We start from the raw sequence: 12,595 nt of genomic DNA, 5'->3' as shown, positions 1-12,595 counted from the left end.
TGAACCATGCTGGTCCCAGCCCTACTCAGGTGTCAGCGATGTCCCGAGACATACCACTGTCAGCGATGTCCCCGAACAGAACACGTCGCTGGGCGAACGAAACCGCGCCGAAATCACAGCCGCGGGCGCAGTGCCGGGACGACCGCGCCGATCAGGCCGCGGGCGATGGCCTTGCTGAAGTCGAACATGTCGAAGTAGTCCCGCCACAGGGTGATTCGGCCGTTGCTCACCTCGAAGACGCCGCACACCCAGAACTGCAGCCGCACCGGTCCGATCACCAGCACATCGGTGCGCTCGGTCAGCACCACAGGGCCGTTGACCGCGATGCGGTGAATCTTCACCTCGAAGCCGCCCTTGCCCTGCATCCGCCGGAACAACTTCATGGTGCGGGCGCGGCCGCGGATCGTCGGGAATCCGACGTTCTGATAGACCAGATTGTCGTCGAGCTGGGCGTCGGCGGTGGCCAGGTCCTCGTCCTGCAGCGCGCCGAGGAACACCTCGACGGTGTGGGCGGTGTCGATGTCGGAGCTCACATTGGTGGTCTGCTCGGTCATGCTCGCCAGCCTATTGCGAACCGCTGTGGCAGGGTAGGCCGATGCGCGTCGCGGTGGTGGCCGGCCCGGACCCGGGCCATGCGTTCCCGGCGATCGCCCTGTGTCTGCGGCTCGCCGCCGCCGGTGACCAGCCGGTTCTGCTCACCGGGGCGCAGCGGCTGGACCTTGCCCGGTCGGTCGGTGTCGAGGCCGTCGAACTCGCGGGCCTGGACCCCACCTCCGACGACGACGACGGCGACGCCGGCGCGAAGATCCATCAACGGGCCGCCCGGATGGCGGTGCTCAATGTTCCGGTACTGAGCCGGTGGGCACCCGATCTCATCGTCTCCGACGTCATCACCGCGTGCGGTGGACTGGCAGCCGAACTGATGGGTCTGCCCTGGATCGAGCTCTGCCCGCACCCGCTGTACCTGCCGTCGAAAGGCCTGCCCCCGATCGGGAGCGGTCTGGCACCGGGGACCGGCCTGCGCGGTCGGCTGCGCGACACCGTCATGCGGGCGCTGACGGCGCGGTCGCTGCGCGCGGGGGAGCGCCAGCGAGGCGAGGCGCGGGTCGGCATCGGGCTGCCCGCCCATGACCGCGGCCCGCTGCGCCGGCTCATCGCCACCCTTCCCGCCCTCGAGGTGCCGCGGCCGGACTGGCCTGACGAGGCCGTCGTCGTCGGCCCGTTGCACCTCGAGCCCACGTCGGCGGTCCTGCCGATTCCCGACGGCGATGGTCCGGTGGTCGTGGTCGCGCCGTCGACGGCAACCACCGGGGCCGACGGGGTGGCCGAACTGGCGTTGCGCCACCTGATCCCCGGGGACACCCTGCCGGCCGGGTCTCGGGTGGTGATCTCCCGGCTCGGCGGCGCCGACCTCGATGTGCCGCCCTGGGCGGTCGTGGGTCTGGGCCGCCAGGACGAGCTGCTCACCCACGCCGACGTGGTGGTCTGCGGGGGCGGTCATGGCATGTTGTCCAAGACGCTGCTGGCCGGTGTCCCGATGGTCGTGATTCCCGGCGGCGGCGATCAATGGGAGCTGGCGAATCGTGTTGTGCGCCAAGGCAGTGCACGGCTGATTCGACCGCTGACCGCCGATGCGCTGGTCGCCGAGGTCAACGAGGTGCTGTCCTGTCCGCGTTACCGACAGGCGGCCCGGCGGGCGGGGGAGAGCGTCGCGACCGTCGCCGATCCGGTACAGGTGTGCCACGAATCGGTGCCTGGGTAAGTTGGTGGCGTGCGGCTGACGGAATTCAACGAGCTCGTTGAGGCTCAGTTCGGCTCGGTTCGCGCTGCCTCGATGCTGGTGGATCACGTGCTGACCAAGCTGGGCGGGCGGACCGCCGCGCAAGCCATCGAAGACGGTGTGGAGCCCCGCGAGGTCTGGCGGGCGCTGTGCGCGGACTTCGACGTGCCCCGCGACCAGTGGTGAGCCGGTGAGCACCTTCGCGCTGGTGCACGGCGCCTGGCACGGTCCCTGGTGCTGGGAGCGGTTGACACCGGAACTTCAGCGCCGTGGCCACCGGGTGGTCACCGTCGACGTCCGGTTCGACGATCCCGCGGCGACGTTCACCGACCATGCGGCCACGTTCGCCGCGGCGGTGGCCGATTGCGGCGACGACGTGGTGGCGGTGGGTCATTCGCTGGGCAGCTTCGCGTTTCCGTGGATCGCCGACCGCCGACCGCCGCGCCACCTGGTGTACCTGTGCGGTCTGGTCGCCGAGCCGGGGCGCACCTGTGCCGAGCTGGTTCGGGAGCAGGGAATCCTCAATCCCGGCTACCCGGCCGGTCTGGCCAAGGTGGACGGCGGCACCCGGTGGGCGGACGTCGATCTGGCGCGCAGAATCTTCTACTCCGACTGCGACGACGACGTGGTCGAGGCGGCGATCCCCAGGCTGCGGACCCAGGCCTTCGGCCCGATGACGCAGCGCTGCCCGTTCGACCGGCTGCCGGACATCCCGGCCACCTACATCGTGTGCGCGGCGGACCAGATGGTCGATCCGGCCTGGTCACGACGGGTGGCCGCCGAGCTGCTCGAGGCGCCGGTGGTGGAGCTGCCGGGCGGCCATTCGCCGTTCTACTCCCGGCCTGCGGAGTTGGCCGAGGTTTTGCACCGGCTCGCCTGACACGCCCGGCGCGCCTTGCTTGCTTTCGAACACCTGTTCGCTATCGTGGTGGACGTTCGATCGATTTGTCGGAGCACTGTCCTAACGTCACGGCCAACCGGTCAACAACGACTACTCGGAAGAGGTATCACCATGGCCCAGCAGGCACCTGACCGCGAGAAGGCCCTCGAGTTGGCGCTCGCGCAAATCGACAAGAACTTCGGCAAGGGTTCGGTGATGCGCCTGGGCGAGGAGGTGCGCCAGCCCATCTCGGTCATCCCGACCGGATCCATCGCGCTGGACGTGGCCCTCGGCATCGGTGGCCTGCCCCGCGGCCGCGTCGTGGAGATCTACGGCCCGGAATCCTCGGGTAAGACCACCGTCGCCCTGCACGCGGTGGCCAACGCCCAGGCCGCCGGCGGCATCGCGGCGTTCATCGACGCCGAGCACGCCCTGGACCCCGAGTACGCCAAGAAGCTCGGGGTGGACACCGACGCGCTGCTGGTCAGCCAGCCCGACACCGGTGAGCAGGCGCTCGAGATCGCCGACATGCTGGTCCGCTCGGGCGCGCTGGACATCCTGGTCATCGACTCGGTGGCCGCCCTGGTGCCCCGCGCCGAGATCGAGGGCGAGATGGGCGACAGCCACGTCGGCCTGCAGGCCCGACTGATGAGCCAGGCGCTGCGCAAGATGACCGGTGCCCTGAACAACTCGGGCACCACCGCGATCTTCATCAACCAGCTGCGCGAGAAGATCGGCGTGATGTTCGGTTCACCCGAAACCACCACGGGCGGTAAGGCGTTGAAGTTCTACGCCTCGGTGCGCCTGGATGTGCGCCGGATCGAGACGCTCAAGGACGGCACCGACGCGGTGGGCAACCGCACCCGGGTCAAGGTCGTCAAGAACAAGGTGTCGCCGCCGTTCAAGCAGGCGGAGTTCGACATCCTCTACGGCCACGGCATCAGCCGGGAGGGTTCGCTCATCGACATGGGTGTCGAGCAGGGCTTCATCCGCAAGTCCGGCTCGTGGTTCACCTACGAGGGGGAGCAGCTCGGCCAGGGCAAGGAGAACGCCCGGAAGTTCCTGCTGGAGAACCCCGATGTGGGCAACGAGATCGAGAAGAAGATCAAAGAGAAGCTCGGGATCGGTGCGGTGATGACCGATGAACTCGTCGATGACGTCCTGCCCGCCCCAGTCGATTTCTGAGACCCGCGAAGAGCAGGCGCACGCGTTGTGCCTGCGCCTGCTCACCGTGCGGCCCAGAACTCGATCCGAGCTGGCTGGACAGCTGGCCAAGCGCGGCTATCCCGACGACGTCGCCGCCGCCGAGCTGAACCGGCTGGCGGCCGTCGGTCTGATCGATGACGCGGACTTCGCCCAGCAGTGGGTTCGGTCGCGACGGGAGCGGGCTGGAAAAGGCAAGCGCGCCTTGGCCGCTGAGTTGCGGACGAAAGGTGTCGACGACGACGTGATCGCGGCGGCGCTCGACGGGATCGACGCCGGAGCCGAACGGCAACGCGCCGAGCAGCTGGTGGAGCAGAAGCTGCGCCGCGAGAAGCTCGACGACGGCGACGACGCCACGGTCATGCGCCGGCTGGTCGGCATGCTGGCGCGGCGAGGCTACAACCAGAGCATGGCGGTCGCCGTGGTCACCGAGGGCGTGGCGGCCGAACGGGAACGCCGGCGGGTCTAGGTTGCCGAACCCGGCGGCGAGGCGGCGCTACCAGCTCCAGACGATGCCGCGACGACGGTCCCGTCCGGTCGGCGTGATCTCGCTGACATTGGGCGCGCGCGTCTGCGGAACGGCCTTGATGGACACGCTGCCGCTGGTTTCGCACATGACGTGGCTGCCCGCGTCGTGGCAGGTCTGCCGGGCACCGGCCACCGGGGCCGAAATCAGTGACACCGCAACCACAGCGGTAGTCAGCAGCGAGATCTTGGCTCGCATGGTCATCGGGTGTTTCCCTTCAACGTGTCGGTCATGGCGGGCACCTGCGTCACGGGCAGGCCGACACCAGGATTCGGGCACCGGGGTCCAGCGGCGCGTCGGCGTCCTGGGAGTGCCGGAACGCGTCGTCGCGGGCCGCCTCGACCGTCGGGCCGGCGCCGCCGGAGACGATTCCGCTGCCGTCGTCGGCGCCGACGGAGACCACGCAGAGGTTGTCGTTGGTGACCTCGTCGCGGGTGCACTCCTGGGCGCCGGCCTGCTGGCAGGCGGCGATCACCGCGGCCGAGGCCGCCTCGTTGGTGGGGCCGGTGGCGGAGAAGCCGGTCAGCGCGCCGTTGAGCACGCCGGAGCCGACCGCCTGGGAGATGTCGGTGTCGTTCTCGATCGCGCCGTCGGGGCCGCCGGCCCAGGCCGCACCGACCGAGACGGTGGCCGCGACGACGCCGAGGAAGAACAGCGTGGAAGCCATGCGAGTGAGGGCCATGGGGGTCCTGTCTTGATGCTGGTCGGCGAGGGTGAACCGCAACTGTAGCGGCATGCGCGACGTCGGCGGACCGAATGCGCGACTAGGCTGCGGGGATGCGGATTTCGGCCAAGCTGGCGCCCACGTTCGACTATCCGGAGCTGGAGGCGTTCTGGCGGGCCGCCGACGATCTCGGCTTCGAGGCGATCTGGAATTACGACCACTTCTACGGTCTGGCCGAGAACACCACACCCACCCATGAGGGCTGGACGACGCTGGCCGCGATGGGTGTGGTGATCCGCCGGGCCCGGATCGGCTGCATGGTCACCGGCGTGACCTATCGCAATCCGGCGATCCTGGCGAAGATGGCGGTCACCGTGGACCACATCAGCGGCGGCAGGCTGGATTTCGGCATCGGCGCGGGCTGGCATGAGGCCGAGCATCGCGGCTACGGCATCGAATTCCCCAGCGCCGGAACGCGAGTGGCGATGCTCGACGAGGCGCTCACCGTGATCCGCCGGTTGTGGACCGAAGAGACGGTCACCTTCGAGGGCCGGTTCTACACGCTGCACGAGGCGATCTGCGAGCCCAAACCGGTGCAGCGCCCGCACCCGCCGATCGTGGTCGGCGGATCGCAGCCCAAGATGCTGCGGGTGATCGCCCGGCACGCCGACGAATGGAACATGCCAAGTCATGGCACCCCGGAGCAGTGGGGCGAGGTGAGCCTTCGGCTCAACGAAGCGTGTGCCGAGGTTGGCCGCGACCCCGCCGAGATTCGGCGGTCGGTGCAGATCTTCCTGTATCCGGAGCAACCCGAGCAGGTCGCCGCACAACTGGACATGCTGCCGCAGTTCGCCGAACTCGGTTGCGAGCACGCGGTGTTGAGCTTCTACCAGCCGCCGTCGGCCGAGTTGCTGGCGCGGTGCGCGCAGCTGGGGGACTAGTCGCCCGGCTCCAAGGTGGCCTGCGTCTGCAACGGCACACCCGCGCGCTTGGACCGGCGCAGCCGCTTCTCCAGCCGCGTGGCCGCCACTGACAGCGCGAAGTTCACGCTGATCATCAGCACCGCGATCACGATCAGCGCGGGCACGTAGTTGCCGTAGGACGACCCGACCACCGTGCCCTGGCGGACCATCTCGACGAAGGTGATCTGGTAGCCGATCGCGGTGTCCTTGAGCACCACCACCAGCTGGCTCACCAGCACCGGCAGCATCGCGGTGATGGCCTGCGGCAGCAGGATCGAGCGCATCGTCTGCCCCCACCGCAACCCCAGCGCGGCCGCGGCCTCGTTCTGCCCCCGCGGCAGCGAGTTGACGCCCGCGCGCACGATCTCGGCGATCACCGCGCCGTTGTAGAGCGTCAACCCGGTCACCACACCGGCCAGCGCCAGATGCGTGGACAGGAACACGTCGTAGAGCGCGAACAGGAAGTACGCGAAGATCATCATGATCAGCACCGGCACGGCGCGGAAGAACTCCACGATCACCGCCGAGGGCACGCGGATGAAACCCTTGTGCGACAACCGGCCCATGCCCAGCGCGAAGCCCAAAATCAACGCGAGCACGATCGACAGCGCCGCGGCGGTCAGCGTCCCCTGGATGCCGGGCAAGACGTAGGTCTTCCACAGATTGCCAGTCAGGAACGGCTCCCACTTGGCCGCGGTCAACTGGCCCTTGCCGGCCAGCTTGGCCACCACGACCCACACGACCAGCGCGGCGACGACGATCGTCACCACCGACACGATCCGGTTGCGGACCCGCGCCCGCGGGCCGGGCGCGTCGAAAAGCACCGAGGCAGTACTCATCTACCGAACCACCGCCAGACGCTTACCCAGCCAGCCGAACAACAAGCCCAGCGGCAGCGTGAGGATCACGAACCCCAGCGCGAAGATCGTGCCGACCGTGACCAGGGCAGCGGTGTTCTCGATCATCCCCTTCATCAGTAGCGCCGCCTCGGCCACCCCGATCGCCGACGCGATCGTGGTGTTCTTGGTCAGCGCGATCAATACCGAGCCGAGCGGGATGATCACCGATCGAAAGGCCTGCGGCAGCAAGATGATCCGCAGATTCTGGCCGAACGTGAATCCCAGCGAACGGGCCGCCTCGGCCTGGCCGAGCGGAACGGTGTTCACCCCCGACCGGACGGTCTCGCACACGAACGACGCGGTATACACCGTCAACCCGAGCACCGCCAGCCGAAAGTTGCTGTCCTCGATGGACGTTGGGGACTGCGAGTCCACCAGCGTGATCCCCAGCGTCTGCGCGAGCCCGAACGAGCAGAACAGAATGATCAGCGTCAGCGGCGTATTACGCACCACGTTGACATAGCCGGTGCCCAGCCAGTTCAGCATCGGCACTGGTGCCAGCCGCATCGCGGCCAGCACCGTGCCGAGGATCAACGCACCGATCGCCGAGAACACGGTGAGCTGAATCGTGGTCCAGAACGCCTCGAAGATCTGGCCGCGATACTCGCTGAAGACCTCCACTCGACCTCAGCAGCCGTCGAGTGCGGGCGGCGCCGGGGCGGGGATGCCGGCCGGGCCCAGGTTCTTGTCGAACGCGGCCTTCCAGGAGCCGTCGGCCTCCATCTTCTTCACCGCATCGGTGATCTTGGTGCACAACTCGGTGTCACCCTTTTTCAACCCGATGCCGTAGCGCTCTTCGGAGAACGGCTGGCCGACGATCTTGAACGCGCCGGGGGACTGCGCGGCGTAGCCGGCCAGGATCACCTCGTCGGTGGTCACCGCGTCGATCGCGCCGTTCTTCAGCGCCTCCACACAGGCCGAATAGGTGTCGTATTGCTGCAGCTGAACGCCGGGGTACTTGTCCTTGATCCGCTGCGCCGGGGTCGACCCGCTGACCGAACAGAGCTTCTTGTTGTTCTGCAGCGACTCGGCTCCGGTGATGTCTGTGTTGTCCGAGCGGACCAGCAGGCTCTGGCCCGTCACCAGGTACGGCCCGGCGAAGTCGACCTTCTCCTTGCGTGAGTCGGTGATCGAGTACGTCGCGACGATGTATTTCACCTGCCCGTTCTGGATCAGGTTCTCGCGCTGCCCGGACGGCGATTCCTTCCATTCGATCTTGTCCTCGGAATAGCCGAGCTCCTTGGCCACATACTTGGCCACGTCGACGTCGAAGCCGCTCATCGAGCCGTCCGGATTCTTCAACCCCAGGCCGGGCTGGTCGAACTTCGTCCCGATCACCAGCTTGTCGCCGCTGCCCTCGCCGCCGCATCCGGTCGCGGCGAACGGCAGTGCGGCAGCCAAGACAGCGGCGCCGACCAGACGCCAAGAAAGTGAAGCCATAGTGGGAGTTCCTTTCGCCCTAGTGGTTGAGGATCTTGCCGAGAAAGTCCTTGGCGCGGTCTGAGCGCGGATTGTCGAAGAATTCGGTCGGCGGGGCGTCCTCGACGATCGCCCCGTCGGCCATGAACACCACCCGGTGGGCGGCCCGGCGGGCGAAGCCCATCTCGTGGGTGACCACCACCATCGTCATGCCGTCACCGGCCAGCGAGGTCATCACCGCCAGCACCTCGTTGATCATCTCCGGGTCCAGCGCACTGGTCGGCTCGTCGAACAGCATCACCTTGGGGTTCATCGCCAGCGAACGTGCGATCGCGACCCGCTGCTGCTGCCCGCCGGACAGCTGGGCTGGGTATTTGTCCGCCTGGTTGGCGACTCCGACCCGTTCCAGCAACGACATCGCGTTCTCTCGCGCCTTGCCCTTGTCGAGCTTGCGGACCTTCACCGGCGCCAGCGCGACGTTCTCCAGGATGGTCTTGTGGGCAAACAGGTTGAACGACTGGAAGACCATGCCCACATCGGCGCGCAGCTGCGCCAGTTTGCGTCCCTCCGAAGGCAATTGCTCGCCGTCGATGGTGATCGTGCCGGAATCGACGGTCTCGAGTCGATTGATGGTGCGGCACAACGTCGACTTACCCGAACCCGACGGACCGAGGACGACGACGACCTGGCCGCGGTCGACCTCGAGGTTGATGTCCTTCAGCACATGCAGATCGCCGAAGTGTTTATTGACGCCCTTGACCGAGATCATCGGCTCCTCGCCGCTGCGCCCCATGCGTTCAGACCATACCCAGGTAATCCCAAGATTGCCGAGCGTTGGCCGATCCGCGATTTCTCGGCGACGCCACCCCCTCCGTACCATGAGCCTGTGACATCGGTGCTGACCAACGACCACCCGACGGGCGAACTGCCCGGATCGGGGGCCGGTCGCACCTACCAGGTCCGCACCTACGGCTGCCAGATGAACGTCCACGACTCCGAGCGACTGGCCGGCCTGCTCGAAGCCGCCGGGTACCACCGGGCGCCCGAGGGCGCCGACGCCGACGTCGTGGTGTTCAACACCTGCGCGGTCCGCGAGAACGCCGACAACAAGCTCTACGGCAACATCAGCCACCTCGCCCCGCGCAAGCAATCCGACCCCGACATGCAGATCGCGGTGGGCGGCTGCCTGGCCCAGAAGGATCGCGAGGGCCTGCTGCAGAAGGCGCCGTGGGTCGACGTCGTCTTCGGCACCCACAACATCGGCTCGCTGCCCGCGCTGCTCGAGCGGGCCCGCCACAACCGGCAGGCCCAGGTCGAAATCGAGGAGTCGCTGCGGGAATTTCCCTCGACTCTGCCCGCTGCACGTGAATCCGCCTATGCGGCATGGGTTTCCATCTCGGTCGGCTGCAACAACACCTGCACGTTCTGCATCGTGCCGTCGCTGCGCGGCAAAGAGGTCGACCGACGCCCCGACGACATCCTCGCCGAGGTGCGCTCGCTGGTCGACCAAGGCGTCCTGGAGATCACCCTGCTGGGCCAGAACGTCAACGCCTACGGCGTCTCGTTCGCCGACCGCGGCACCCCGCGCGACCGCGGCGCCTTCGCCGCACTGCTGCGCCAGTGCGGCGAGATCGACGGCCTGGAGCGCGTCCGCTTCACCTCGCCGCACCCGGCCGAATTCACCGACGACGTCATCGACGCGATGGCCAAGACCGCGAATGTCTGCCCGGCACTGCACATGCCGCTGCAATCCGGATCGGATCGCATGCTCAAGGCGATGCGCCGGTCCTACCGGGCCGAGAAATACCTCGGCATCATCGACCGGGTGCGCTCGGCGATGCCGCACGCGGCGATCACCACCGACATCATCGTCGGCTTCCCGGGCGAGACCGAGGACGACTTCGCCGCCACCCTTGACGTCGTGCGGGCGGCCCGATTCAGTGCGGCCTTTACCTTCCAGTACTCCAAGCGCCCCGGCACCCCGGCCGCCGAGCTCGCCGGCCAGCTACCCAAAGCCGTTGTGCAGGAACGCTATCAACGCCTGATCGAGCTGCAGGAGCAAATCTCCTTCGAGGAGAACACCGCCCAGATCGGCACCCAGGTGGAGCTGCTGGTGGCCACCGGCGAGGGCCGTAAGGACGCCAGCACCGCCCGCATGAGCGGCCGCGCCCGTGACGGCCGGCTGGTGCACTTCACCCCGGGTGACGCCACGCCGCGCCCCGGCGACGTCGTCGTCACCACCGTCACCGGCGCCGCCCCGCATCACCTGATCGCCGATGCGCCGCTGATCAGCCACCGCCGCACCCGCGCCGGCGACGCCCACGCGGCCGGTCAGCGCCCCCGCACGGTCGGGCTGGGGCTGCCCGCGATCGGCAGGCCCACCACCGAAGAGACGACGGGATGTGCGCGATGAGTCGCTCAGACGACGAGGCCGAGGCCTATCGGGCCGAGATCGAGGCCGCCGAACGCAAGGTCGCCGGCGAGATCCAGCCGGGCGCCCGCGCCATGGTCGTCGCGATCCTGGTGTTCGTGCTGCTGGTGTCGCTGATCCTGCCGCACACCGGCGCAGCCCGCGGCATCGACGTGCTGATGGGCGACAGCAAGGCTCTCAGCGTGGGTATCGCCCTGCCGTCGCGGCTGTTCGCCTGGCTCGCGCTGGTGTTCGGCGTCGGGTTCTCGATGCTGGCGCTGCTGACCCGGCGCTGGGCGCTGGCCTGGATCGCACTCGCCGGCTCAGGGCTGGCCAGTGCGATCGGACTACTCGCCGTCTGGTCGCGCCAGACCGCGGCGCACGGGCATCCCGGTCCGGGCATCGGCCTGCTGATCGGCTGGTTCGCGGTGATCCTGCTGACGTTCCACTGGGCGCGCGTGGTGTGGACCCGCACCGCGGTCCAGTTGGCCGCCGAGCAGCAGCGCCGCATCGCCGCCGCCGAGAGCCAGTCCCGCACCCTGCTCGAGGACGTCGACCGGCGCGAGGAAAACCCCGACTAGCGCTTCTTGCCCAGCGCCTCCGCCGCCGCGTCGGCCCACTGCCGCCACTGCTCGGCACTGGCGCTGGCCTGCTCGGCGTCCTTGGTGCGACCCGCCGCCAGGGCCTTCTCCGCCTGACGCTGGAACTGCTCGGCGCGAGCCCGAAACTGCTCGGCCCGGGCTTGGGCCTCCGGATCGACGCGGCCGGAGTCGACGGCGTCGCGCACCTTCTTCTCCACCGCCCGCAGCCGGCGTTCCAGGTCGGCCGAGCGCTCCCGCGGCACCTTGCCGATCGCGTCCCACTTGTCGGTGATCGTCCGCAGCGCCGCGCGGGCCGCATCGAGGTTGCCGACGTCGATCTTCTCCGCCTCGGCCAACAACGCCTCCTTGGCGGTGGCGTTGGCCGCGAACTCGGTGTCACGCTCGGCGTTCACCGCATTGCGGGCGGCGAAGAACGTGTCCTGCGCGGCCTTGAACCGATGCCACAGCGCGTCATCGACATCCTTGGCCGCTCGGCCCGAGGCCTTCCACTCGGTCAACAGATCGCGGAAGGCCGCCGCCGTCGCCGACCAATCCGTCGAACCGGCAAGCGCCTCGGCGCGCACGCACAGATCTTCCTTGGCCTGCCTGGCGCCGGCGCGTTCCCGGTCCAGATCGGCGAAATGCGAGCCGCGGCGCCGGTTGAACGTTTCGCGGGCCGCCGAATAGCGCTTCCACAACGCGTCGTCGGTCTTGCGGTCCAGGCCGGTGATGGTGCGCCACTCGTCGAGGATGGCGCGCAGCCGGTCGCCGGCCGCCTTCCACTGCGTCGAGGCGGTCGCCAGCTCCTCGGCCTCGACGGCCAGCGCCTCCTTGCGGGCGGTCTGCTCGGCCCGGTGCTGATCGCGTCGCGCCCGGTCGGCGGCTGCGGTCTCCTCGGCGTGGTCGCGGATCGCGCCCAGCCGCTCGGCCAGCGCATCGACGTCGCCGAGAACGCTTGCAGTGGGCAGTGTTTCGGCCAGACTGGCGGCGGCTGCCTTGATCTTGCGGGCGTCGCCGGTGCCGGAGGCCAGCCGGGTTTCCATCAGCGTGATCTCGGTGGCCAGATCCTCGAACCGCCGGCCGAAGTGGGCGAACGCCGCCTCGCTGTCGCCGGCCTGCCACGACCCGATGGACCGCTCGCCGGCCGAGGTGATCAGCCAGACCGTGCCGTCGTCGTCGACGCGGCCGAACCGGTGTGGGTCGCTGGACGGCGGCACCGCCACCGGAGCTGTGGGTGGGTGGGGTTTGGGGACGGGACGCGGCGGCCCCGG

Annotated in this window: 16 protein-coding genes; 8 read left to right on the top strand and 8 right to left on the bottom strand. The window is 68.6% G+C overall.

Annotated elements, in window-relative coordinates; genetic code table 11:
- Positions 1-113: 113 nt before the first annotated feature.
- Positions 114-554, bottom strand: coding sequence for a limonene-1,2-epoxide hydrolase family protein (locus MSZK_RS13985; RefSeq protein ID WP_099248782.1), 441 nt, complete (start codon positions 552-554; stop codon positions 114-116).
- A gap of 41 nt (positions 555-595) precedes the next feature.
- Here MSZK_RS13985 and MSZK_RS13980 point away from each other — a divergent pair, with 41 nt between their 5' ends.
- The 5 genes from MSZK_RS13980 (at position 596) to recX (ending at position 4,332) form a co-directional block, all read left to right on the top strand.
- Positions 596-1,762 carry a glycosyltransferase gene (locus tag MSZK_RS13980; RefSeq protein ID WP_099248780.1) on the top strand — a complete coding sequence of 389 codons (1,167 nt, stop codon included), beginning with the start codon at positions 596-598 and terminating at the stop codon, positions 1,760-1,762.
- A 9-nt stretch (positions 1,763-1,771) separates the two neighbouring features.
- On the top strand, positions 1,772-1,966 hold the full coding sequence (locus tag MSZK_RS13975) for a DUF3046 domain-containing protein (protein WP_099248778.1): 195 nt from the start codon (positions 1,772-1,774) through the stop codon (positions 1,964-1,966).
- Positions 1,967-1,970: 4 nt separating this feature from the next.
- Positions 1,971-2,660 (top strand): alpha/beta fold hydrolase, encoded by a 690-nt coding sequence (locus tag MSZK_RS13970; RefSeq protein WP_158230578.1) that lies wholly within the window; start codon positions 1,971-1,973, stop codon positions 2,658-2,660.
- Between the two features lie 132 nt (positions 2,661-2,792).
- Positions 2,793-3,845 (top strand): recombinase RecA, encoded by a 1,053-nt coding sequence (recA, locus tag MSZK_RS13965; protein ID WP_099248774.1) that lies wholly within the window; start codon positions 2,793-2,795, stop codon positions 3,843-3,845.
- The gene (gene recX, locus MSZK_RS13960) at positions 3,814-4,332 is read left to right on the top strand and encodes a recombination regulator RecX (protein ID WP_099248773.1); all 519 of its coding nucleotides are present in this window, start codon (positions 3,814-3,816) and stop codon (positions 4,330-4,332) included. The genes recA and recX overlap by 32 nt, the downstream gene beginning before the upstream one ends.
- Positions 4,333-4,359: 27 nt before the next feature.
- Here recX and MSZK_RS13955 read toward each other — a convergent pair whose 3' ends face one another.
- Positions 4,360-4,593 (bottom strand): hypothetical protein, encoded by a 234-nt coding sequence (locus tag MSZK_RS13955; RefSeq protein WP_099248769.1) that lies wholly within the window; start codon positions 4,591-4,593, stop codon positions 4,360-4,362.
- A 43-nt stretch (positions 4,594-4,636) separates the two neighbouring features.
- A complete protein-coding gene (locus MSZK_RS13950; RefSeq protein WP_233211299.1) occupies positions 4,637-5,056 on the bottom strand; it encodes a DUF4189 domain-containing protein in 420 nt (139 codons plus the stop codon).
- Between the two features lie 110 nt (positions 5,057-5,166).
- Here MSZK_RS13950 and MSZK_RS13945 point away from each other — a divergent pair, with 110 nt between their 5' ends.
- Complete coding sequence (locus MSZK_RS13945; RefSeq protein WP_099248767.1) at positions 5,167-5,994, top strand: LLM class F420-dependent oxidoreductase; 828 nt, start codon at positions 5,167-5,169, stop codon at positions 5,992-5,994.
- Here the strand turns inward: MSZK_RS13945 and MSZK_RS13940 are convergent.
- The 4 genes from MSZK_RS13940 to MSZK_RS13925 are packed head-to-tail and all read right to left on the bottom strand — an operon-like array spanning position 5,991 to position 9,102.
- The gene (locus MSZK_RS13940; RefSeq protein ID WP_099248765.1) at positions 5,991-6,854 is read right to left on the bottom strand and encodes an amino acid ABC transporter permease; all 864 of its coding nucleotides are present in this window, start codon (positions 6,852-6,854) and stop codon (positions 5,991-5,993) included. The genes MSZK_RS13945 and MSZK_RS13940 overlap by 4 nt on opposite strands.
- The gene (locus MSZK_RS13935) at positions 6,855-7,535 is read right to left on the bottom strand and encodes an amino acid ABC transporter permease (protein WP_099248763.1); all 681 of its coding nucleotides are present in this window, start codon (positions 7,533-7,535) and stop codon (positions 6,855-6,857) included.
- Between the two features lie 6 nt (positions 7,536-7,541).
- Positions 7,542-8,354 carry a glutamate ABC transporter substrate-binding protein gene (locus MSZK_RS13930; RefSeq protein ID WP_099248760.1) on the bottom strand — a complete coding sequence of 271 codons (813 nt, stop codon included), beginning with the start codon at positions 8,352-8,354 and terminating at the stop codon, positions 7,542-7,544.
- 19 nt (positions 8,355-8,373) lie between these two features.
- Complete coding sequence (locus MSZK_RS13925; RefSeq protein ID WP_199203334.1) at positions 8,374-9,102, bottom strand: amino acid ABC transporter ATP-binding protein; 729 nt, start codon at positions 9,100-9,102, stop codon at positions 8,374-8,376.
- A 129-nt stretch (positions 9,103-9,231) separates the two neighbouring features.
- On the opposite strand from MSZK_RS13925, the gene miaB reads away from it, so the two are divergent.
- Complete coding sequence (gene miaB, locus MSZK_RS13920; protein ID WP_099248786.1) at positions 9,232-10,746, top strand: tRNA (N6-isopentenyl adenosine(37)-C2)-methylthiotransferase MiaB; 1,515 nt, start codon at positions 9,232-9,234, stop codon at positions 10,744-10,746.
- Positions 10,734-11,324 (top strand): hypothetical protein, encoded by a 591-nt coding sequence (locus MSZK_RS13915; protein WP_099248757.1) that lies wholly within the window; start codon positions 10,734-10,736, stop codon positions 11,322-11,324. Before miaB ends, MSZK_RS13915 begins: the two co-directional genes overlap by 13 nt.
- Here MSZK_RS13915 and MSZK_RS13910 read toward each other — a convergent pair.
- Positions 11,321-12,595, bottom strand: a 1,275-nt coding sequence (locus MSZK_RS13910; RefSeq protein ID WP_199203332.1) for a DUF349 domain-containing protein, incomplete at its 5' end; no start/stop codon positions are given. The two genes, MSZK_RS13915 and MSZK_RS13910, sit on opposite strands and share 4 nt — an antisense overlap.

This window comes from Mycobacterium sp. shizuoka-1 (genome assembly GCF_002723835.1).
GTDB lineage: Bacteria > Actinomycetota > Actinomycetes > Mycobacteriales > Mycobacteriaceae > Mycobacterium.
The sequence above is the reverse complement of the archived record's forward strand: the minus strand, read 5'-3'. Positions and strand labels throughout refer to the sequence as shown.

What these genes read in the sequence shown, in the direction of transcription:
- MSZK_RS13985 (WP_099248782.1), bottom strand. Translation starts at nt 554, where the DNA reads ATGACCGAGCAGACCACCAATGTGAGCTCCGACATCGACACCGCCCAC.
- MSZK_RS13980 (WP_099248780.1), top strand. Translation starts at nt 596, where the DNA reads ATGCGCGTCGCGGTGGTGGCCGGCCCGGACCCGGGCCATGCGTTCCCG.
- recA (WP_099248774.1), top strand. Translation starts at nt 2,793, where the DNA reads ATGGCCCAGCAGGCACCTGACCGCGAGAAGGCCCTCGAGTTGGCGCTC.
- recX (WP_099248773.1), top strand. Translation starts at nt 3,814, where the DNA reads ATGACGTCCTGCCCGCCCCAGTCGATTTCTGAGACCCGCGAAGAGCAG.
- MSZK_RS13955 (WP_099248769.1), bottom strand. Translation starts at nt 4,593, where the DNA reads ATGACCATGCGAGCCAAGATCTCGCTGCTGACTACCGCTGTGGTTGCG.
- MSZK_RS13950 (WP_233211299.1), bottom strand. Translation starts at nt 5,056, where the DNA reads ATGGCTTCCACGCTGTTCTTCCTCGGCGTCGTCGCGGCCACCGTCTCG.
- MSZK_RS13945 (WP_099248767.1), top strand. Translation starts at nt 5,167, where the DNA reads ATGCGGATTTCGGCCAAGCTGGCGCCCACGTTCGACTATCCGGAGCTG.
- MSZK_RS13940 (WP_099248765.1), bottom strand. Translation starts at nt 6,854, where the DNA reads ATGAGTACTGCCTCGGTGCTTTTCGACGCGCCCGGCCCGCGGGCGCGG.
- MSZK_RS13930 (WP_099248760.1), bottom strand. Translation starts at nt 8,354, where the DNA reads ATGGCTTCACTTTCTTGGCGTCTGGTCGGCGCCGCTGTCTTGGCTGCC.
- MSZK_RS13925 (WP_199203334.1), bottom strand. Translation starts at nt 9,102, where the DNA reads ATGATCTCGGTCAAGGGCGTCAATAAACACTTCGGCGATCTGCATGTG.
- MSZK_RS13915 (WP_099248757.1), top strand. Translation starts at nt 10,734, where the DNA reads ATGTGCGCGATGAGTCGCTCAGACGACGAGGCCGAGGCCTATCGGGCC.